Origin of the sequence: Ochrobactrum sp. XJ1 (assembly GCF_024701725.1) — a bacterium.
Taxonomy (GTDB): Bacteria; Pseudomonadota; Alphaproteobacteria; order Rhizobiales; family Rhizobiaceae; genus Brucella; species Brucella anthropi.
Window position 1 is genome coordinate 14337 of record NZ_VDGD01000002.1, and the last position, 15638, is coordinate 29974.

Sequence of the window (15638 nt, forward strand, 5' to 3'; positions counted from 1 at the left end):
AGCTAAAATGCCGCGCTTCCGCAAGGCCGCGATTCGTATCGGGCCGCTTGAGAGCGAAATTGATTTGTTCCTTGACTTTGGAGTACTACCTTGAGAGCAGAACTGTACGCTTCCGCCGCTGGAGAATGAAATGACCGAGACCGCCCGCACCACTATCGACGCTTCGGAAATCGAGCATTTTTCGCGCATCGCCGCGGAATGGTGGAATCCTCAGGGCAAGTTCCGTCCCTTGCACAAGTTCAATCCGACGCGGCTTGCCTATATCAAGGAAAAGATCTGCGCCAAATTCAACCGTGATCCCAATGCGCCACGCCCCTTCGAGGGCCTGCGCCTGCTCGATATCGGCTGCGGCGGCGGGCTTCTCTGCGAGCCGATGGCGCGCCTCGGCGCGACCGTCATCGGGGCGGATGCTTCCACCACAAATATCGAAGTAGCGAAAATCCATGCTGCGCAAAGCGGCGTCGAGGTCGACTACCGCGCCACGACCGCAGAAGCGCTGGCTGAAGCTGGCGAGAAATTCGACGTGGTTTTGAATATGGAAGTGGTCGAGCATGTTTCAGACGTCGACCTGTTCATGTCCGCCACCAGCGAAATGGTAAAGCCCGACGGGCTGATGTTCGTCGCCACGATCAATCGCACGCTGAAAGCCTATGGTCTGGCGATCATCGGCGCGGAATATGTCCTGCGCTGGCTGCCGCGCGGCACGCATCAGTATGAAAAACTGGTTCGCCCGGAAGAACTGGAAGCTGCACTTGCGAAAGGCGGCCTGCGCCTCATCGACAAGCTTGGTGTGACCTATAATCCGCTGGCCGACAGCTGGAGCCGCTCCCGCGACACCGATGTGAACTATATGGTGCTTGCCGAACGGCCTGCCTGATCAAAGCACATCCTGAAAAGTGTGAAACGGTTTTCGGGATGTGCGTAAAATAGACAGTTAGAACGCCGATCTGATTCAATCCGATCGAAACGGTCAACCTCTTTGCGCGCGTGTTGTCATGACAACGCCTGCGCAGATGACCAGCGCGCCGATCCAGGTCAGCGGTGGATAATGTTCGCCGAGAAATAACGTCCCAGAAATAAGCCCCAGCGCCGCTGCGACATAACCGATCTGGCTGAGATAGACCGGCCCGCCAACCGCCTGTAGCCGGAAGAACAGGGCAAACATGCCCGCCGATGCAATCGACTGGGCCAATGCAGCCCATGGGGCGAATGCAAGTGTCTCGATCGGAAACTGACCGGTGAATATGAGTATCCCCGCAGAAAGCATCAGCGCCGATGCGAGGTGGCTTCCGGCAGCAAGTTCGGTCGGATCGGAGTTCTTCGGCCAGTCGAGCGTGCGATAGACATTGCCGATGGCGAGAAACACCGGAATGAGCAATGCCGCGGCGATCCACAATGGATCAGCAGGTTTTCCCACTTCGCCGCGCGTCATTGCCACCATCACTGCACCGATAAACCCGGCAGCGATACCGCCGATCCCCAGCGCATTGGGACGCCGCAACCCGAACCCCATAGACAGAACGAGCGTGATGACCGGCGACAGCGTGTACATGATGCCGGTAAACCCCGCGCCGAGGCGCGGAATGGCGGAAAGAATGAGGAGATTGGGCACGGCATAGGAGATAAGCGCGGTACAGATATAGTAACGCAGTCTTCCGCCTGAAAAGCCGATCTTCTTTCCCTGCAGAAGAAGAACGGCGAACAGAATGATTCCGGCACTCGCCGAGAACAAAAAGGTCCAGATGGCAGGCGGAATACCAGCCTGCGCAGCGATCTTGCCGAGTGGCAGGATGAGGCCCAGCAAGGTGCCGGTTGCGATCAGCAAAAAAGGCGCAGAATCCGTCAGTTTCATGCGCCTTGTCTCCTGTACGGCAATCAGTTCTTGTCTTCTGGAAATACCGGCAACGGCAGAACGTCGACACCGTCTTCGAGCAGCGAATGCACATCCTCGCGCGACGCTTCGCCGTAGATACCACGTGTTTCGGTCTCGCCGAAATGGATCTTCCGGGCTTCCTCGGCAAATTTGTCGCCGACATAATCCGCATTCTCGCGAACCTTGCGGCTCAATTCCCGCATTTCGTCCAATATCTGCTTTTGCGTATCGCCCAGCGCCATGGCAATCTTTTCCTTGCCACGGCTTGTCGAGACCGCCGGCGCCATCAGCGACTTCTGAACGACTTGCGAATTGCACACGGGGCAAGCGACAAGCTGCATTTCCGACTGACGGTCGAAATCAGCATTGTCGCGAAACCAGCCCTCGAATTCATGGCCCTGATCGCAATGAAGCGAAAAGCGGATCATGGAATTTACGCGTCCTCTTTCTGCTTCGCGGAAAAAGTCCGGACATCGAACTCCCGCGCATTCTTCAGGTTCGGTATCTTGCCGCGTGCAGCAGCACTTTCCGCCACGTCGATATCAGCCAGGATGATGCCCGGCTCGTCGTGATCGGCTTCGGCGAGAATCTTGCCCCATGGTGAGACGATGATCGAATGACCGTAGGTTTCGCGCCCGTCCTCATGCAGACCGCCCTGTGCGGCAGAGATCAGGAATGCACCATTTTCGATAGCACGCGCACGCTGCAAGATGTGCCAGTGGGCCTCTCCGGTCTGTTTCGTGAAGGCGGCCGGACCGGTAATCACATTGGCACCGGCGAGAGCCTGAGCGCGGAACAATTGCGGAAAGCGGATGTCGTAACAGACAGCCATGCCGAACTTTGCGAAAGGCAGGTCGACAACGACAGTTTCCTTGCCCGGAATACAGGCATCCGATTCGCGCCAGCTCTCACCATTGTCGAGATCGACATCGAACATATGGATTTTATCGTAGGTCGAGACCTTCTCGCCCGACGGTGCAAAGATCGCGCCGCGATTATAGGATCTTCCGTCATCGCCCTTGATCAGGGTCGAACCTATATGAAGGAATATACCGTGTTTCGAGGCGAGCTTCGCCGCAGCAGCCATGACAGGATCGTTGGCCTCATCGCGCAATGACTGTGCGAGCAATGGCCGGTCACGCTGCATGATCCCGGTCACTTCCGGCGTCTGCACATATTTCGCACCTTTGACCGCCGCTTCCGCGACCAGTTTTTCCATGGCTTCAATATTGCGGGCCACGTCTGTGCCAGACCGCATCTGGACGGCTGCTGCGCGGAACATGCTCATCGACCTCTCCCTGTCCGATCGAATTCTAAACCAGTGCGCCAGTCTTGAGCAGGCCATCCAGCTTGCCCTGATCTTCCAGCTCGAAAAGATCATCACATCCACCGACATGAACGGAGCCGACGAATATCTGCGGGAAGGTGTTACGGCCCGAACGCTGCTGCATTTCGGCGCGCAGTTCCGGCGATGCGCCTGCATCGATTTCATTATACGCAACGCCCTTGCGGGTCAGAAGATCCTTGGCCCGGGTGCAATAAGGGCAACCGACACGCGTGTAGATCGTTACATCAACCATCATAAACTCCAATCGTTTTGGCCACTATATAAGCGGCAAAGACGTTATCTGGAAGCCCCGACGCTTTTCACGAGCCTGTGTAGCCGGTTATCCGGCTCAATCCGGTAGAACGCGGCTGAACGTCAGTACATCCACGCTTTTCGCGCCACCACGCAGCAATGCCCGCGTTACCGCCTTGACCGTAGCGCCGGTCGTATAGACGTCATCGATGAGCAGAACCCGTCGCCCGCGCACATGAATCTCGTGTTCCTGCGGCACGCGGAACGCACCGTCCACATTGCGCTTTCGCTCCTTGATACCAAGGCCGATCTGCTGTTCGGTCCGACGCACACGCTTCACGCCTTGCGGCGCAAAGGGTTTCGATTCCAGTTTCGCCAGGGCACGGGCAAGTTCCGCCGACTGGTTGAAACGCCGCTGCCAGAACCGCCAGCGATGCAGAGGCACCGGAAGAATGACCTCGCATTCATCCAGTAATTCGCGACCCGCGCGTTGCATCCAGCGCGCCATCCACGGGGCCAGATCGGTCCGGTCGTGAAACTTGAGCGAAACCGCCATGCGCTGCGCTGCGCCCCGATGCAGGACGGCGGACCGGAGACGCCGGAAAGGTGGCGGATCGGCAATCGCCTCAGCACTCGTGAAGTTGTCGCCGAAATCATGGCTGAAAGGAATGCCCAGCACGGGGCAATAAGGCTTTTCTATAAAGCGTAGCTCCGGCCAGCATTTCGGACACAGCGTCCCCGGTTCGGATACATGCGCCCGGCAGCCGATACATGTCGGCGGAAACAACATGTCCGCAGAGGAGCGAAAAGCCCTGCCGGCAAACCGCCGAAGCCCTTCGCCCGCGCTGCGCAAAAAGGTTTGATGCGTTCTATCGTCATCCGCCATTGCATTCGCCCCCATTCGAATGCATCTATCCCCGCAACGATTGTACTGAACCTTGCTCGAAAGAGAAGACGGATTCCATGCCTGCGCCGACCGATGATAGCGCGATTTTCGATCGCGATCTCCTGCTCTCGTTTCGCCGTCGCGCCTTTGCGCGCGCCGAACCCGGCGCAGATTTCCTGTTGCAGCGCATTGCCGACGATCTCGCCGACCGCCTTGACGCTGTGGAGCGGCGTTTTCCCGTCGCCGTCGATCTCGCTGGCCATACCGGCGTAGCTGCAGCAGCCATCGCGCAGTCTGGCAAAGCCGACCTGATTGTCCGCATCGAACGCGACAGTGATTTCCTGCGAGGTCCTTTCCCGGCTATTGCCGGTGACGAGGAAATGCTGCCGCTGAAAGCTGGCAGCACCGATCTGATCGTGTCGCTAATGGCTCTTCACGCGACCAATGATACACCGGGTACGATGGTGCAGATCGCTCGCGCCCTAAAGCCGGACGGACTTTTTCTGGCGGCCCTTAGCGGCAGTGGAACACTCGGTGAATTGCGCGAAAGTCTTCTTCAGGCGGAAATCGAACTGACAGGCGGCGCCTCGCCGCGCATTTTCCCGTTCCCGGACGTGCGCGATGTGGGCGGCCTTCTGCAACGTGCAGGTTTCGCCCTGCCCGTAACCGACGTCGACAACATCACGGTGCGCTACGATTCGCTGTTCAATCTGATGGCCGATCTGCGCGCCATGGGCATGCAGAACATCCTGCGTGACCGTTCCCGCAAGCCGGTTTCGAAACGCCTTTTCCTGCGGGCCGCTGAAATCTATGCCGAGCGGTTCTCCGATCCGGATGGACGCATCCGCGCCACTTTCTCGGTCATCTGGCTATCAGGCTGGGCGCCGCATGAATCGCAGCAAAAACCATTGAAACCGGGCTCTGCAAAAGCATCGCTGGCAGAAGCGCTAAAAAAGGCTGCGAAAGACAGCTAACAGTCGCCGTGGTGGCTGCCGTTTGTCTCGATGATGCAGACGGAATTGGGGCTCGGCTGAAGCACGCTCTTGCGCACTGTATACGTCTGGCCTGTTGCATGCGGCTGGGCGCTGGCATCGCGCTTGATCGAGCCGGTCATGGTGCGGTCTATCCCGACCGGGAGCACTGACTGGGCTGCAACCTTGTTTGCCTGATCGTTGAGAACCGGCACAATGATGAGAGCCAGAGCGACAACGGCAGAGCCGAACAACAGCACAACGCGCAGGATTCCGCGACCAGCCTTCGTTAGCGGCTTGGCCGTATATTCGTTGTGATCAGCGCTAAAATAATTGTTGTCGAAACTCATGCTTCAAGACTCCGGGGCAGCTCCCAAACGAGAATGCCTCAACGGAGTGAATCATAGATTAACCAGCCAGTGGAATCGTAAGAAATTGCCAACCTTTTTCCACGGTTGTGGACAGGGGGCCGGTCTACAGCAGATCAAGCAGAAACGGGATCAGCGGTTCGTCGGCTGGCGGCATCGGATAGTCGCGCATATCCTTCGGACGAACCCATTTCAGCGCCTGCCCTTCGAGCCCCCGCGCGATACCTTCATAACGGCGGCAGACATAGAGCGGCATCAGCAGGTGGAAGTCATCATAGGTATGGCTCGCAAAAGTCAGCGGTGCAAGGCAGGCCGCTTTCGTCGTGATGCCGACTTCTTCCTGCAATTCGCGGATCAGCGTTTCTTCCGGCGTTTCGCCCGGTTCCACTTTGCCACCGGGAAACTCCCACAGCCCGGCCAGCTGCTTGCCTTCCGGGCGCTGCGTCAGCAGAACCCGGCCATCCGAATCCACCAGTGCGCAAGCAGCTACCAGAAGAATGCGGCGTCCCTTTACCTCGGTCATTTCTCGTTGCTCTCCCGATAGGCATAGCGATAGGCTTCCCGAAAGCCGAAGCTCTCGTAAAGAGCAAGTCCAGCAACGTTGTCCGCCTCGATCTGCAGCCATGCCGTCTTTGCACCGAGCTTTACGGCCCATTTGAGTGCAGAACCGACAATCGCATGTCCATGCCCCTTGCGCCTTGCGTCACGCAGGGTTCCGACATCGAATAGACCCGCCATCACGCCATCCTGTACGCAAAGCAGGTTGGATACGGCGCGTCCGCCCTCCTCCAGCACGAACATGCCCTTGTTCGGGCGAACGCTATTAAGAAGTTCGGAAAATCCGGGCCGCATATCTTCCGGTCTTTCATGGATGGAAAGCGAAGCATCCACGAAGCGCCCAATATCCTTCAGGGGTATCTGGTCGATGGCGTCCGACAAATCGAGTTCCTCGAGATTCGCCGTCATCACGATGGTTTCGTCCCGGCGCTTCCAGCCAAGCCCTTCGAGATAATCCTCAAGCTCGCGCGGTGCGAGCGGCGAAAGCCTGAAACAGGGAACACGGCCATAGGCACGAAAACGCTGCGCCGCCAGTTCCACACGTGTTGGAATATCGCGCGTGTCGCCGGGATCGAGCGGATTGATCGAGTTGAGACGCCGGGATGGATGCGCTGCAGTCATGCGTATCGCCCATGTGCCGTCATAGTGAACCGACGTGGCAGGCCAGGCACGGAAGCCGACGGCTTCAAGCTGGCGAACGATGGCAAGACTTGGGGTGCTGGGCTTTTCCATTACTTCGATCAACTTCTGTAATCGCCATTGATGGCGACATATTCCTTTGTGAGGTCGCAGGTCCAGACAGTTGCCTTGCCCTTGCCTAACCCCAGATCGACGCGAATGCGAATATCCTCGCCCTGCATATAGGTGGACGTCGCTGCTTCCGAATAGGCCGGATCGCGCTCGCCTTGATGCGCAACACGAATATCGCCGAACCAGATCGCGAGCAGGTCACGATCGGCAGGTTCACCAGCCTTGCCGACGGCCATGACCACGCGGCCCCAATTGGCATCTTCACCGGCAACAGCCGTCTTGACCAGCGGCGAATTGGCGATGGAAAGCGCGATCTTCTTGGCAGAAGCTGCAGATTTTGCACCCGTCACTTCCACTTCCACCATCTTGCGTGCGCCCTCACCGTCGCGCACGACCTGCAGCGCCAGCGATTTCAGGAGGCGGCCGAGCGCCTTCTTGAATTCGCCAAGGCGCTTGTCGGCAGGATCAGTGATTTCAGGTGCACCGCGCTCTGCCGCCGCACCAGTGGCGAACAGCATTAGCGTGTCCGATGTAGAAGTGTCGCTGTCTACCGTCACAGCATTGAAGGTCGAGCCAACGCCCTTGGAGAGCAGGCTCTGCAACACGTCAGCCTTGATCGGTGCATCAGTGACGACGAAGGAAAGCATTGTCGCCATATCCGGCGCGATCATGCCAGCACCCTTGGCGATACCGTTGATCGTGACCGGTACCTGACCGAGCAGCACCGTTTCGGTCGCAACCTTCGGATAGGTATCCGTGGTCATGATCGCCTTGGCGGCTTCGGTCCAGAAATCCTCGACCGCATCCTTGTTCATGTCGCCAAGCAGATGCGCGAACTTGCTTGCATCGAGCGGTTCGCCGATCACGCCCGTTGACGCCAGAAAGACATCCGTTGTGGCGCACCCGACCGCCTTGGCGGCAGCTTCAGCCGTTGCTTCCGTCGCTTCACGCCCCTTGACGCCGGTAAAGGCATTGGCGTTGCCGGAATTGACGACGACCGCGCGGGCCTTTCCGTACACGAGATTGCGGCGGCAAAAATCGACTGGCGCCGATGGACAGAGCGAACGTGTAAAGACACCTGCGGCTTCAGCCGGTCGGTCGAACACCATCAACATCACATCCGTTCGCCCCTTATACTTGATCCCGGCAGCAGCGGTGGCGATGCGCACGCCATGGACGACCGGCATTGTGGGGTAGTGTTTGGGAGCGAGCGGAGAAACAGACGCGGACATATGTGCCTCGATGGATGCGGTTTCGTAGAAACCCGAAAATCGTGATGCCCAGCAAACGGCGTTACGCGAATTTCGGATTCAAAATATGACGCGCGCATTGGAAAGGTTTGCGGTTTAAAATCAAGCGGGAAACGCAAGATCGGAATAAAAAACGCCCCGGCAAGCCGGGGCGTTGATATTTGAAACCAGTTTTTACTGCTGTGGAGCAGCTTCTTCCGGCGCGTCATCCTTGTCCGCACCTTCCTGCGCTGCGGCTGCATCCTTCATGGCTTTCTCGACAGCCGGATCCTTGTAGTCAATCTTCATGCCGTCACGCAGCTTCTTGACGGTTTCGACATAACGCTCGCGCATGATGATCGAACGGATCTGGTCCTTGACCTGATCGAATGCCGGTGGCTGCTTGGTGCGACGATCTTCGAGCTGGATCACATGGAAGCCAAACTGGGTCTGGACCGGCTCCTTGGTGTATTCACCCGGCTTGAGCGCAAAGGCGGCTTTTTCGAACTCCGGCACCATCTGGCCTTCGGCGAAGTAGCCGAGATCGCCACCATTGGCTGCAGTGCCGTCAGTTGAGCTCTCCTTGGCGAGGTCCTCGAACTTGGCGCCGCCTTCAAGCTTTTTGATGATGGCTTCGGCTTCTTCCTTGGTCTTCACGAGGATGTGACGAGCGCGCACTTCCACCTGCGGCGGCATGGCTGCGATTTCCTTGTCGTAGCGCGCACGTACATCATCATCGCTGATCTTATCGACAACGGCGTCCTTGAAATATTCGTTATGGAGCGCGCGTTCACGCAGGAATTCCATGCGATCCTTGAATTCCTGGGACTGATCGAGCTTTTCCTTTTCCGCTTCACCAGCCATTGCCTTGATGTCGATCAGGGCGGCAAGCGCAGCCAGACGGCGCTGCTCTGCAGGAAGGCGCGAGAACTGCGGATCGAGATCGCCTGCAGCCTGATCGACTTCACCGACTGTGATGTCGTTGCCGTTGACGGTCGCCAGAACCTTGGACGGATCTTCCTTTTCTGCAGGGGCTGCAGCCGGTGCGGCAGCAGGCTTTCCAGCATCCTGTGCGAATGCGGCGCCTGAGTAGCTTGCCAGCGCCACCGAGGCCGCCAGAGACATGCCGACGACAGCGAGAGCCTTGCGATAAGGGGCTTTCAGAATGGCTTTCATATGGAATTCTCTCCTTCGTGGCCGCTTACCGGCCCGATGAATGCGGCGGAATTTGGCCCGGATCTCCCCAATATTGCAACAAAGGAAAGGTTTTCCAGCCCACGATGTGGCGAATCCGAAATTCGCATCACTTTGGAACAGTGTTGCTAACGAATTTCGGATTCAAAGCCACACCAGCAATATATAGAATCGAGTGCGGTTTACAGATTTGAAGTTCATGAACGCAGATGCCATGCAAATGACAGGAACTTCAAATCCACCACACTGGAGCAACGTTGACATCGCCCGAAGCCCCTCTTATCTGTCCTTCGGCTTTACGTCCAGTAAGGGGCGGGGGAATTGCGCCGGAAATGCGCCGTAACGGGCAGCTTTCGCAGCGCAGTTTTCTTGCAATTGTTTCAATACGCGTGAATAAAGCATTCGACATTGCCGGAAGCGCTTCCGGCTGAACGGACAGGAAAGGACCAGTGATGGTCAGCTTTGGCGGTTTCGCCCGCAAGATATTCGGTTCATCCAATGACCGCCGCGTTAAAACCCTGCGCCAGCGGGCAAATCAAATTACTGCTATCGAGAAGAATTACGAAAATCTTACCGATGAGCAATTGCAGGCCAAGACCGCCGAATTTCGTGCGGCGCTGGCTGAAGGCAAGACGCTCGACTCTCTTCTGCCCGACGCTTTCGCTACGGCACGTGAAGCTGCGAAGCGCGTACTCGGTATGCGCCCGTTCGACGTGCAGCTGATCGGCGGCATGGTTCTGCACGAACGCGGCATCGCGGAAATGCGCACCGGTGAAGGCAAGACGCTGATGGCGACCCTACCGGTCTACCTCAATGCGCTTGAGGGCAAGGGCGTACACGTGGTGACGGTCAACGACTACCTCGCCACCCGCGACGCCGAAACCATGGGCAAGCTCTATAACTTCCTCGGCCTGACCGTCGGTGTCATCAAGCACGGTCTCGACGACGATGAGCGCCGTGCGGCCTATGCCTGCGACATCACCTACGGCACCAACAACGAGCTGGGCTTCGACTATCTGCGCGACAACATGAAATATGAGCGCGCCCAGATGGTGCAGCGCCCGCACAATTACGCCATCGTCGATGAAGTGGACTCGATCCTCATCGACGAAGCGCGCACGCCGCTCATCATTTCCGGCCCGCTGGAAGACCGTTCGGACTTCTACAATCTCATCGACACCTTCATTCCAGCCCTTGAGCCGGAAGATTTTGAAATCGACGAGAAACAGAAGACGGCAATCTTCACCGAAGTCGGCACAGAGAAGGTTGAGCAGCTTCTGGAAGCCGCAGGCCATCTCAAGGGTGAAAGCCTCTACGACATCGAGAATGTTGCGGTCGTGCACCACCTGAACAATGCGCTTCGCGCGCACAAGCTCTTTCAGCGCGACAAGGATTATATCGTCCGCAATGACGAAATCGTCATCATCGACGAATTCACCGGCCGCATGATGCCAGGCCGCCGTTATTCGGAAGGCCTGCACCAGGCGCTGGAAGCCAAGGAACATGTGACCATCCAGCCGGAAAATCAGACGCTGGCTTCGATCACCTTCCAGAACTACTTCCGCATGTACAACAAGCTGTCGGGCATGACCGGTACGGCTGCGACGGAAGCGGAAGAATTCGGCAATATTTATGGCCTCGAAGTGCTCGAGATTCCGACCAATCTGCCGGTCCAGCGCATCGACGAAGACGACGAAGTCTATCGTTCCGTCGAGGAAAAATACCGCGCCATCGTGCGCGATATCCGCGCCTCGCACGAGAAGGGCCAGCCGATCCTCGTCGGCACGACCTCGATCGAAAAATCAGAACAGCTGGCCGAACGCCTTCGCAAGGAAGGTATCAAGGAATTCCAGGTTCTGAACGCTCGCTACCACGAGCAGGAAGCCTATATCATCGCACAGGCCGGTGTGCCCGGAACCGTCACCATCGCCACCAACATGGCTGGTCGTGGTACCGACATTCAGCTTGGCGGCAACCTGGAAATGCGCGTTCGTCAGGAACTTTCCGATATACCGGAAGGTCCCGAGCGCGATGCCAAGATCGCGGAAATCAAGGCTGACATTGCACAGCTGAAGGAAAAGGCTCTGGCCGCAGGCGGACTTTACGTTCTCGCCACCGAGCGCCACGAAAGCCGTCGCATCGACAACCAGCTGCGCGGTCGTTCGGGCCGTCAGGGCGATCCGGGCCGTTCGAAGTTCTTCCTGTCGTTGCAGGACGATCTGATGCGCATTTTCGGTTCCGACCGCATGGACAGCATGCTGCAGAAGCTCGGCCTCAAGGAAGACGAAGCCATCGTCCATCCGTGGATCAACAAGGCGCTTGAAAAGGCGCAGAAGAAGGTCGAAGCCCGCAACTTCGAAATCCGCAAGAACCTTCTGAAATACGACGATGTCATGAACGATCAACGCAAGGTGATCTTCGAACAGCGTCTGGAAATGATGGACGAAGAGGACCTGACCGAGACCGTTGGCGAAATGCGCCATGAGGTCATCGAGGACATGGTCGCACTGCGCATCCCCAAGGACGCCTATGCGGAAAAGTGGGATATTGCCGGCCTCAAGGAAGACATCATCTCCAAGCTCAATCTCGACCTGCCGGTCGAGGATTGGGCCAAGGAAGAAGGCATCGCGGAAGAAGAGTTCGAGAACCGCATCAAGGAAGCCGCGGACAAGGCTGCTGCCGAGAAGGCCGAACGCTTCGGCCCGCAGATCATGACTTACGTTGAAAAGTCCGTGATCATGCAGTCGCTGGACAATCTCTGGCGTGAGCATCTGGTCAATCTCGACCATCTGCGTTCGGTCGTCGGTTTCCGCGGTTACGCTCAGCGCGATCCGCTGAACGAATACAAGACCGAAGCGTTCGAACTGTTCCAGTCGATGCTTGCCAACCTGCGCGAAGTCGTTATCTCGCAGCTGATGCGCGTCGAGATCGTTCGCGAAGCACCGCCGGAACCGGAACTGCCGCCGATGACCGGCCGTCATATCGACAGCACCACCGGCGAAAACGATTTCGACGAAGCGAGCTGGTCCGACCATCAGCATGACGAACGCAATGTGCCTGCTGCCGAACGCGATCCGGCCGACCCGCGCACATGGGGTAAGGTCAGCCGCAACGAGGCTTGCCCATGCGGCTCCGGCAAGAAGTACAAGCACTGCCACGGCGCTTTCGAGTGATGTGAGCCGAGCTCATCATCGCATCTATCGAACAAACCCCGGCAAGCCATTTGCCGGGGTTTGTGTTTTCTAGCACACGATGGACGTCGATATGCACCGCGAGCAGTTGTATGACTTGCTTTATTTTAGATACTTCAAATATAGATGCCGTTTAGAAAATACTCACCATTCCTTGAAGTCTTGCGACCTTCGGCAGATTAGACTTTTTCTTTTTCTCTTTATAAAGAACTCCTGTCTAAGGTTTTCATGCGCCTCATGACCAACAAAGCATAGGCGTGAAAGCCGGGTTATCCGGTGCTAAACAAGCAGGTCCCAAGAGGCGTGCAAAGACAGGGTTGGCAAACAGTGCGGTTTTCGGCAGCTGAAACGGCGAGCCGGTTTCTACCCGGCAGGATCGCAGCCACGCTTCGTCCCGTGACGGAGCGGCTGGATGCCGTGCTTACGGATAGCGGACCGCAGGCAAGCGCACAGCGCTCTTCCCTCGTCGCCTTTTCCGTGCGCGTTGCGAGCGCTGCTATTGCTCTCCTGTCTCAGGTTATTCTCGCCCGTTGGATGGGGGAATTCGAGTACGGCATCTTCGTCCTCGTCTGGCTGACCATGATAATTATCGGCGATCTGGCCTGTTTCGGACTGCACACCACGATTATCCGCTTCGTACCGGAATATATGCAGCGTCAGATGTTCGGCCTCGTGCGCGGGATCATCCGGACCGGACGCGTCTTCGCTTTTGCAGCCGCTACATTCATCGCGCTTCTGGGTGCGGGCCTGCTGCTCCTGCTCAAAGACCATGTCACAAGCTATTATCTCGTGCCGTTCATCCTCGGCTTCATCTGCCTGCCAATGATTACGCTCGGCAATATGCTGGATGGCATTGCGCGCTCGCGCACCTGGGTGATGATGGCACTGACGCCAAGCTATATCGTCCGCCCACTTCTGGTTCTCCTGTTCATGATCATCGCACATGAAGCGGGACTACCTTCCAGTGCAACTATCGCGCTGGCAGTATCGATTGCCGCAACGTGGCTGACCACCGTCGGACAATTTCTGACCGTCGACCGCTCACTGGAAAAAGATATTCCCGCCGCAACGCGTGACCAGCGTCTTGGCGAATGGATGAAAGTTGCCCTGCCGATTTTCCTCGTGGAAGGCTTTTTCTTCCTACTCATCAATGTCGATGTTCTGATGGTTGGCCACGCGCTCGACCCCGAGCATGTCGCGATCTATTTTGCGGCAACGAAGATCATGGCGCTCGCGCATTTCGTCTATTTCGCCGTGAAAGCCAGTGTCGCGCAGCGCTACTCGGACCTGCTGCACAGCGGTGATCGCGCCGAATTTGCAAGCTTCGCCGAAGCGTCCGTCCGCTGGACATTCTGGCCGACGCTGTTCCTCGGCGCAGTCATTCTGCTCACCGGCTATCCGCTCCTGCGGCTTTTCGGTCCGGCCTTCACAGCGGGCTATCCGCTTCTGTTCATCCTGATCATCGGGGTGATCGCACGTGCAAGCGTCGGCCCGGCGGAAAGCCTTCTCAACATGTCGGGAAAGCAGAATATCTGCGCGCTCCTTTATGCCGTGACACTTGCTGTCAACGTTATTCTCAATCTGGTCCTGATACCACGCTTCGGCCTGACAGGCGCCGCCATTTCGACAGCTATTGCCATGCTGATGGAAGCGGCACTTCTTTCGGCAGCCGTATCACGCACCTTGCACATAACCATGTTCATTCTCATTCCACGAGACCGTACCAAGACCTCGGAGGGGACTTTGTAATGGCCGCGAAACCTTTGCTTGAAGAATCGGCGGGCGGAAATGCAGCTCACATCGTTTCGGAACTCTCCGAGAGCGGTATGGCGCACGAAGCTGTCAAAAAGCTGGAGGAAAGCCTTCACAGCCGCGATATACCGCGCAAGCTGGCCATCTATGGCGCTGCCGCAGGCTTCGAACTGCGCGACGAACTCGATCACTTGAGCAACCGGACCGTCGAACCGAATGTGTTCTTCAATGCACGGTTTCTGGCGCCAGCCATGCCGCGCCTTGAGGATCGCGAAGTTCGCTTCATGGTCATGCGCGACGAAAACGAAATCCGTAGCCGCCTGCGCTTTGTCATGCCCTATACGATCGAACGTCCCGGCTTGCCGCTATCGACGCCTGTGATCCGTGCATGGTCGACACCATTCGGACCGCAGGGCACGCCACTGATCGATCACGATGACCCTGTCGGCGTGCTGGAAGACCTGTTCGACATTCTGGCGCGCAGGCATCTCAAATTGCCTGATGTGCTTGTGCTGCCGGAAATGCGGGCTAACGGCCCGGCGGCAAAACTGATCCGTTCTGTGGCGGTGGGCCGTCAATTGCCTTTGGTCGCCATAGAGCAGAAGGAGCGCCCCTTTCTCGAGAGCGATCTGGACGGCGACGCCTATATCAAGCAAGCAATCGGTGCACACCATCGCCGGGATTACAATCGCCTGTGGCGCAGGCTGGCCGAAAAGGGCGAGCTTGCCTATCGCGTCGCCCGCACGCCCGACGATGTGCGTCACGCGTTCGAACATTTCCTGACGCTGGAAGCGAGTGGCTGGAAAGGCAAACGCGGCACCGCCATGGCCGTCGACCGGTTTCGCGCGGCTTTCGCCCGCGAGGCAGTCAACAATCTTGCTGAACGCGACTGCGTGCGCGTGCACACGCTTGAGCTCGACGGACGGGTTATCGCCATTTTGATCGTATTTACGGTTTCAGGAGAAGCCTGGACCTGGAAAACAGCTTATGACGAAAGCCTGAACGCCTGGTCGCCCGGCGTACTTCTCATGATCGAAGTCGTGAAGAACCATCTGAACGATCCGAACATCAACCGCACAGATTCCTGCGCCGTCCCCGATCATCCGGTCATGATGCGGCTGTTCGACAAGCGCGAGACAATCGAAACGCTGGTGATTGGCCTCAACCCGTCCACGGATAAGCTCGTCCGTCAGGCTGCCTCGCAGATTCATCTTTATCAGCGAACCCGCAATCTGGCCCGCATTGTGCGCAATCGCATCCGCAGCTTCACTGAGAGGAAATAGGGGC

At 57.5% G+C, this 15638-nt stretch carries 15 protein-coding genes; 5 read left to right on the top strand and 10 right to left on the bottom strand.

The annotated features are described in order from the left end of the window. Nucleotides 1-130: 130 nt before the first annotated feature. Nucleotides 131-877, top strand: coding sequence for a bifunctional 2-polyprenyl-6-hydroxyphenol methylase/3-demethylubiquinol 3-O-methyltransferase UbiG (gene ubiG / locus FG152_RS02875; RefSeq protein ID WP_010657495.1), 747 nt, complete (start codon nt 131-133; stop codon nt 875-877). Nucleotides 878-970: 93 nt separating this feature from the next. Here the strand turns inward: ubiG and FG152_RS02880 are convergent, their stop codons facing one another. The 5 genes from FG152_RS02880 to FG152_RS02900 all read right to left on the bottom strand — a co-directional run bounded on the left by FG152_RS02880 (nt 971) and on the right by FG152_RS02900 (nt 4338). Then, nucleotides 971-1852, bottom strand: a complete 882-nt coding sequence (locus FG152_RS02880) for a DMT family transporter (RefSeq protein ID WP_010657496.1) — start codon at nt 1850-1852, stop codon at nt 971-973. 23 nt (nt 1853-1875) lie between these two features. Continuing rightward, the gene (locus FG152_RS02885) at nt 1876-2301 is read right to left on the bottom strand and encodes a DUF1178 family protein (RefSeq protein WP_010657497.1); all 426 of its coding nucleotides are present in this window, start codon (nt 2299-2301) and stop codon (nt 1876-1878) included. 5 nt (nt 2302-2306) lie between these two features. Further along, on the bottom strand, nt 2307-3161 hold the full coding sequence (locus tag FG152_RS02890; RefSeq protein ID WP_010657498.1) for a carbon-nitrogen hydrolase family protein: 855 nt from the start codon (nt 3159-3161) through the stop codon (nt 2307-2309). A gap of 25 nt (nt 3162-3186) precedes the next feature. Further along, nucleotides 3187-3453, bottom strand: a complete 267-nt coding sequence (grxC, locus tag FG152_RS02895) for a glutaredoxin 3 (RefSeq protein WP_010657499.1) — start codon at nt 3451-3453, stop codon at nt 3187-3189. Between the two features lie 96 nt (nt 3454-3549). Further along, on the bottom strand, nt 3550-4338 hold the full coding sequence (locus FG152_RS02900) for a ComF family protein (RefSeq protein WP_010657500.1): 789 nt from the start codon (nt 4336-4338) through the stop codon (nt 3550-3552). 77 nt (nt 4339-4415) lie between these two features. Here FG152_RS02900 and FG152_RS02905 point away from each other — a divergent pair, with 77 nt between their 5' ends. After that, a complete protein-coding gene (locus FG152_RS02905) occupies nt 4416-5312 on the top strand; it encodes a methyltransferase domain-containing protein (protein ID WP_010657501.1) in 897 nt (298 codons plus the stop codon). Here FG152_RS02905 and FG152_RS02910 read toward each other — a convergent pair. The 5 genes from FG152_RS02910 to FG152_RS02930 form a co-directional block, all read right to left on the bottom strand. Next, on the bottom strand, nt 5309-5659 hold the full coding sequence (locus FG152_RS02910) for a hypothetical protein (RefSeq protein ID WP_010657502.1): 351 nt from the start codon (nt 5657-5659) through the stop codon (nt 5309-5311). The two genes, FG152_RS02905 and FG152_RS02910, sit on opposite strands and share 4 nt — an antisense overlap. 124 nt (nt 5660-5783) lie before the next feature. Next, complete coding sequence (gene mutT / locus FG152_RS02915) at nt 5784-6200, bottom strand: 8-oxo-dGTP diphosphatase MutT (RefSeq protein WP_010657503.1); 417 nt, start codon at nt 6198-6200, stop codon at nt 5784-5786. Further along, entirely contained in the window at nt 6197-6967 is a 771-nt protein-coding gene (locus tag FG152_RS02920) for a GNAT family N-acetyltransferase (protein ID WP_010657504.1), read from the bottom strand. Before FG152_RS02920 ends, mutT begins: the two co-directional genes overlap by 4 nt. Nucleotides 6968-6975: 8 nt before the next feature. After that, a complete protein-coding gene (argJ, locus tag FG152_RS02925) occupies nt 6976-8217 on the bottom strand; it encodes a bifunctional glutamate N-acetyltransferase/amino-acid acetyltransferase ArgJ (RefSeq protein ID WP_010657505.1) in 1242 nt (413 codons plus the stop codon). 192 nt (nt 8218-8409) lie between these two features. After that, the gene (locus FG152_RS02930; protein WP_010657506.1) at nt 8410-9390 is read right to left on the bottom strand and encodes a peptidylprolyl isomerase; all 981 of its coding nucleotides are present in this window, start codon (nt 9388-9390) and stop codon (nt 8410-8412) included. Between the two features lie 470 nt (nt 9391-9860). Between FG152_RS02930 and secA the strand changes: the two genes are divergently transcribed. The 3 genes from secA to bspF all read left to right on the top strand — a co-directional run bounded on the left by secA (nt 9861) and on the right by bspF (nt 15634). Then, nucleotides 9861-12581, top strand: coding sequence for a preprotein translocase subunit SecA (gene secA, locus FG152_RS02935; RefSeq protein ID WP_010657508.1), 2721 nt, complete (start codon nt 9861-9863; stop codon nt 12579-12581). Between the two features lie 345 nt (nt 12582-12926). Next, a complete protein-coding gene (locus FG152_RS02940; protein WP_036563224.1) occupies nt 12927-14348 on the top strand; it encodes a lipopolysaccharide biosynthesis protein in 1422 nt (473 codons plus the stop codon). Further along, nucleotides 14348-15634 (top strand): type IV secretion system effector crotonyl transferase BspF, encoded by a 1287-nt coding sequence (gene bspF, locus FG152_RS02945; RefSeq protein ID WP_010657510.1) that lies wholly within the window; start codon nt 14348-14350, stop codon nt 15632-15634. Before FG152_RS02940 ends, bspF begins: the two co-directional genes overlap by 1 nt. Nucleotides 15635-15638: the final 4 nt, after the last annotated feature.

Bases quoted from the DNA above. Each gene is read 5' to 3' on its own strand.
- argJ (WP_010657505.1), bottom strand. From the start codon at position 8,217: ATGTCCGCGTCTGTTTCTCCGCTCGCTCCCAAACACTACCCCACAATG.
- FG152_RS02930 (WP_010657506.1), bottom strand. From the start codon at position 9,390: ATGAAAGCCATTCTGAAAGCCCCTTATCGCAAGGCTCTCGCTGTCGTC.
- FG152_RS02885 (WP_010657497.1), bottom strand. From the start codon at position 2,301: ATGATCCGCTTTTCGCTTCATTGCGATCAGGGCCATGAATTCGAGGGC.
- grxC (WP_010657499.1), bottom strand. From the start codon at position 3,453: ATGGTTGATGTAACGATCTACACGCGTGTCGGTTGCCCTTATTGCACC.
- mutT (WP_010657503.1), bottom strand. From the start codon at position 6,200: ATGACCGAGGTAAAGGGACGCCGCATTCTTCTGGTAGCTGCTTGCGCA.
- bspF (WP_010657510.1), top strand. From the start codon at position 14,348: ATGGCCGCGAAACCTTTGCTTGAAGAATCGGCGGGCGGAAATGCAGCT.
- FG152_RS02910 (WP_010657502.1), bottom strand. From the start codon at position 5,659: ATGAGTTTCGACAACAATTATTTTAGCGCTGATCACAACGAATATACG.
- ubiG (WP_010657495.1), top strand. From the start codon at position 131: ATGACCGAGACCGCCCGCACCACTATCGACGCTTCGGAAATCGAGCAT.
- FG152_RS02920 (WP_010657504.1), bottom strand. From the start codon at position 6,967: ATGGAAAAGCCCAGCACCCCAAGTCTTGCCATCGTTCGCCAGCTTGAA.
- FG152_RS02900 (WP_010657500.1), bottom strand. From the start codon at position 4,338: ATGGCGGATGACGATAGAACGCATCAAACCTTTTTGCGCAGCGCGGGC.
- secA (WP_010657508.1), top strand. From the start codon at position 9,861: ATGGTCAGCTTTGGCGGTTTCGCCCGCAAGATATTCGGTTCATCCAAT.
- FG152_RS02880 (WP_010657496.1), bottom strand. From the start codon at position 1,852: ATGAAACTGACGGATTCTGCGCCTTTTTTGCTGATCGCAACCGGCACC.
- FG152_RS02905 (WP_010657501.1), top strand. From the start codon at position 4,416: ATGCCTGCGCCGACCGATGATAGCGCGATTTTCGATCGCGATCTCCTG.
- FG152_RS02890 (WP_010657498.1), bottom strand. From the start codon at position 3,161: ATGAGCATGTTCCGCGCAGCAGCCGTCCAGATGCGGTCTGGCACAGAC.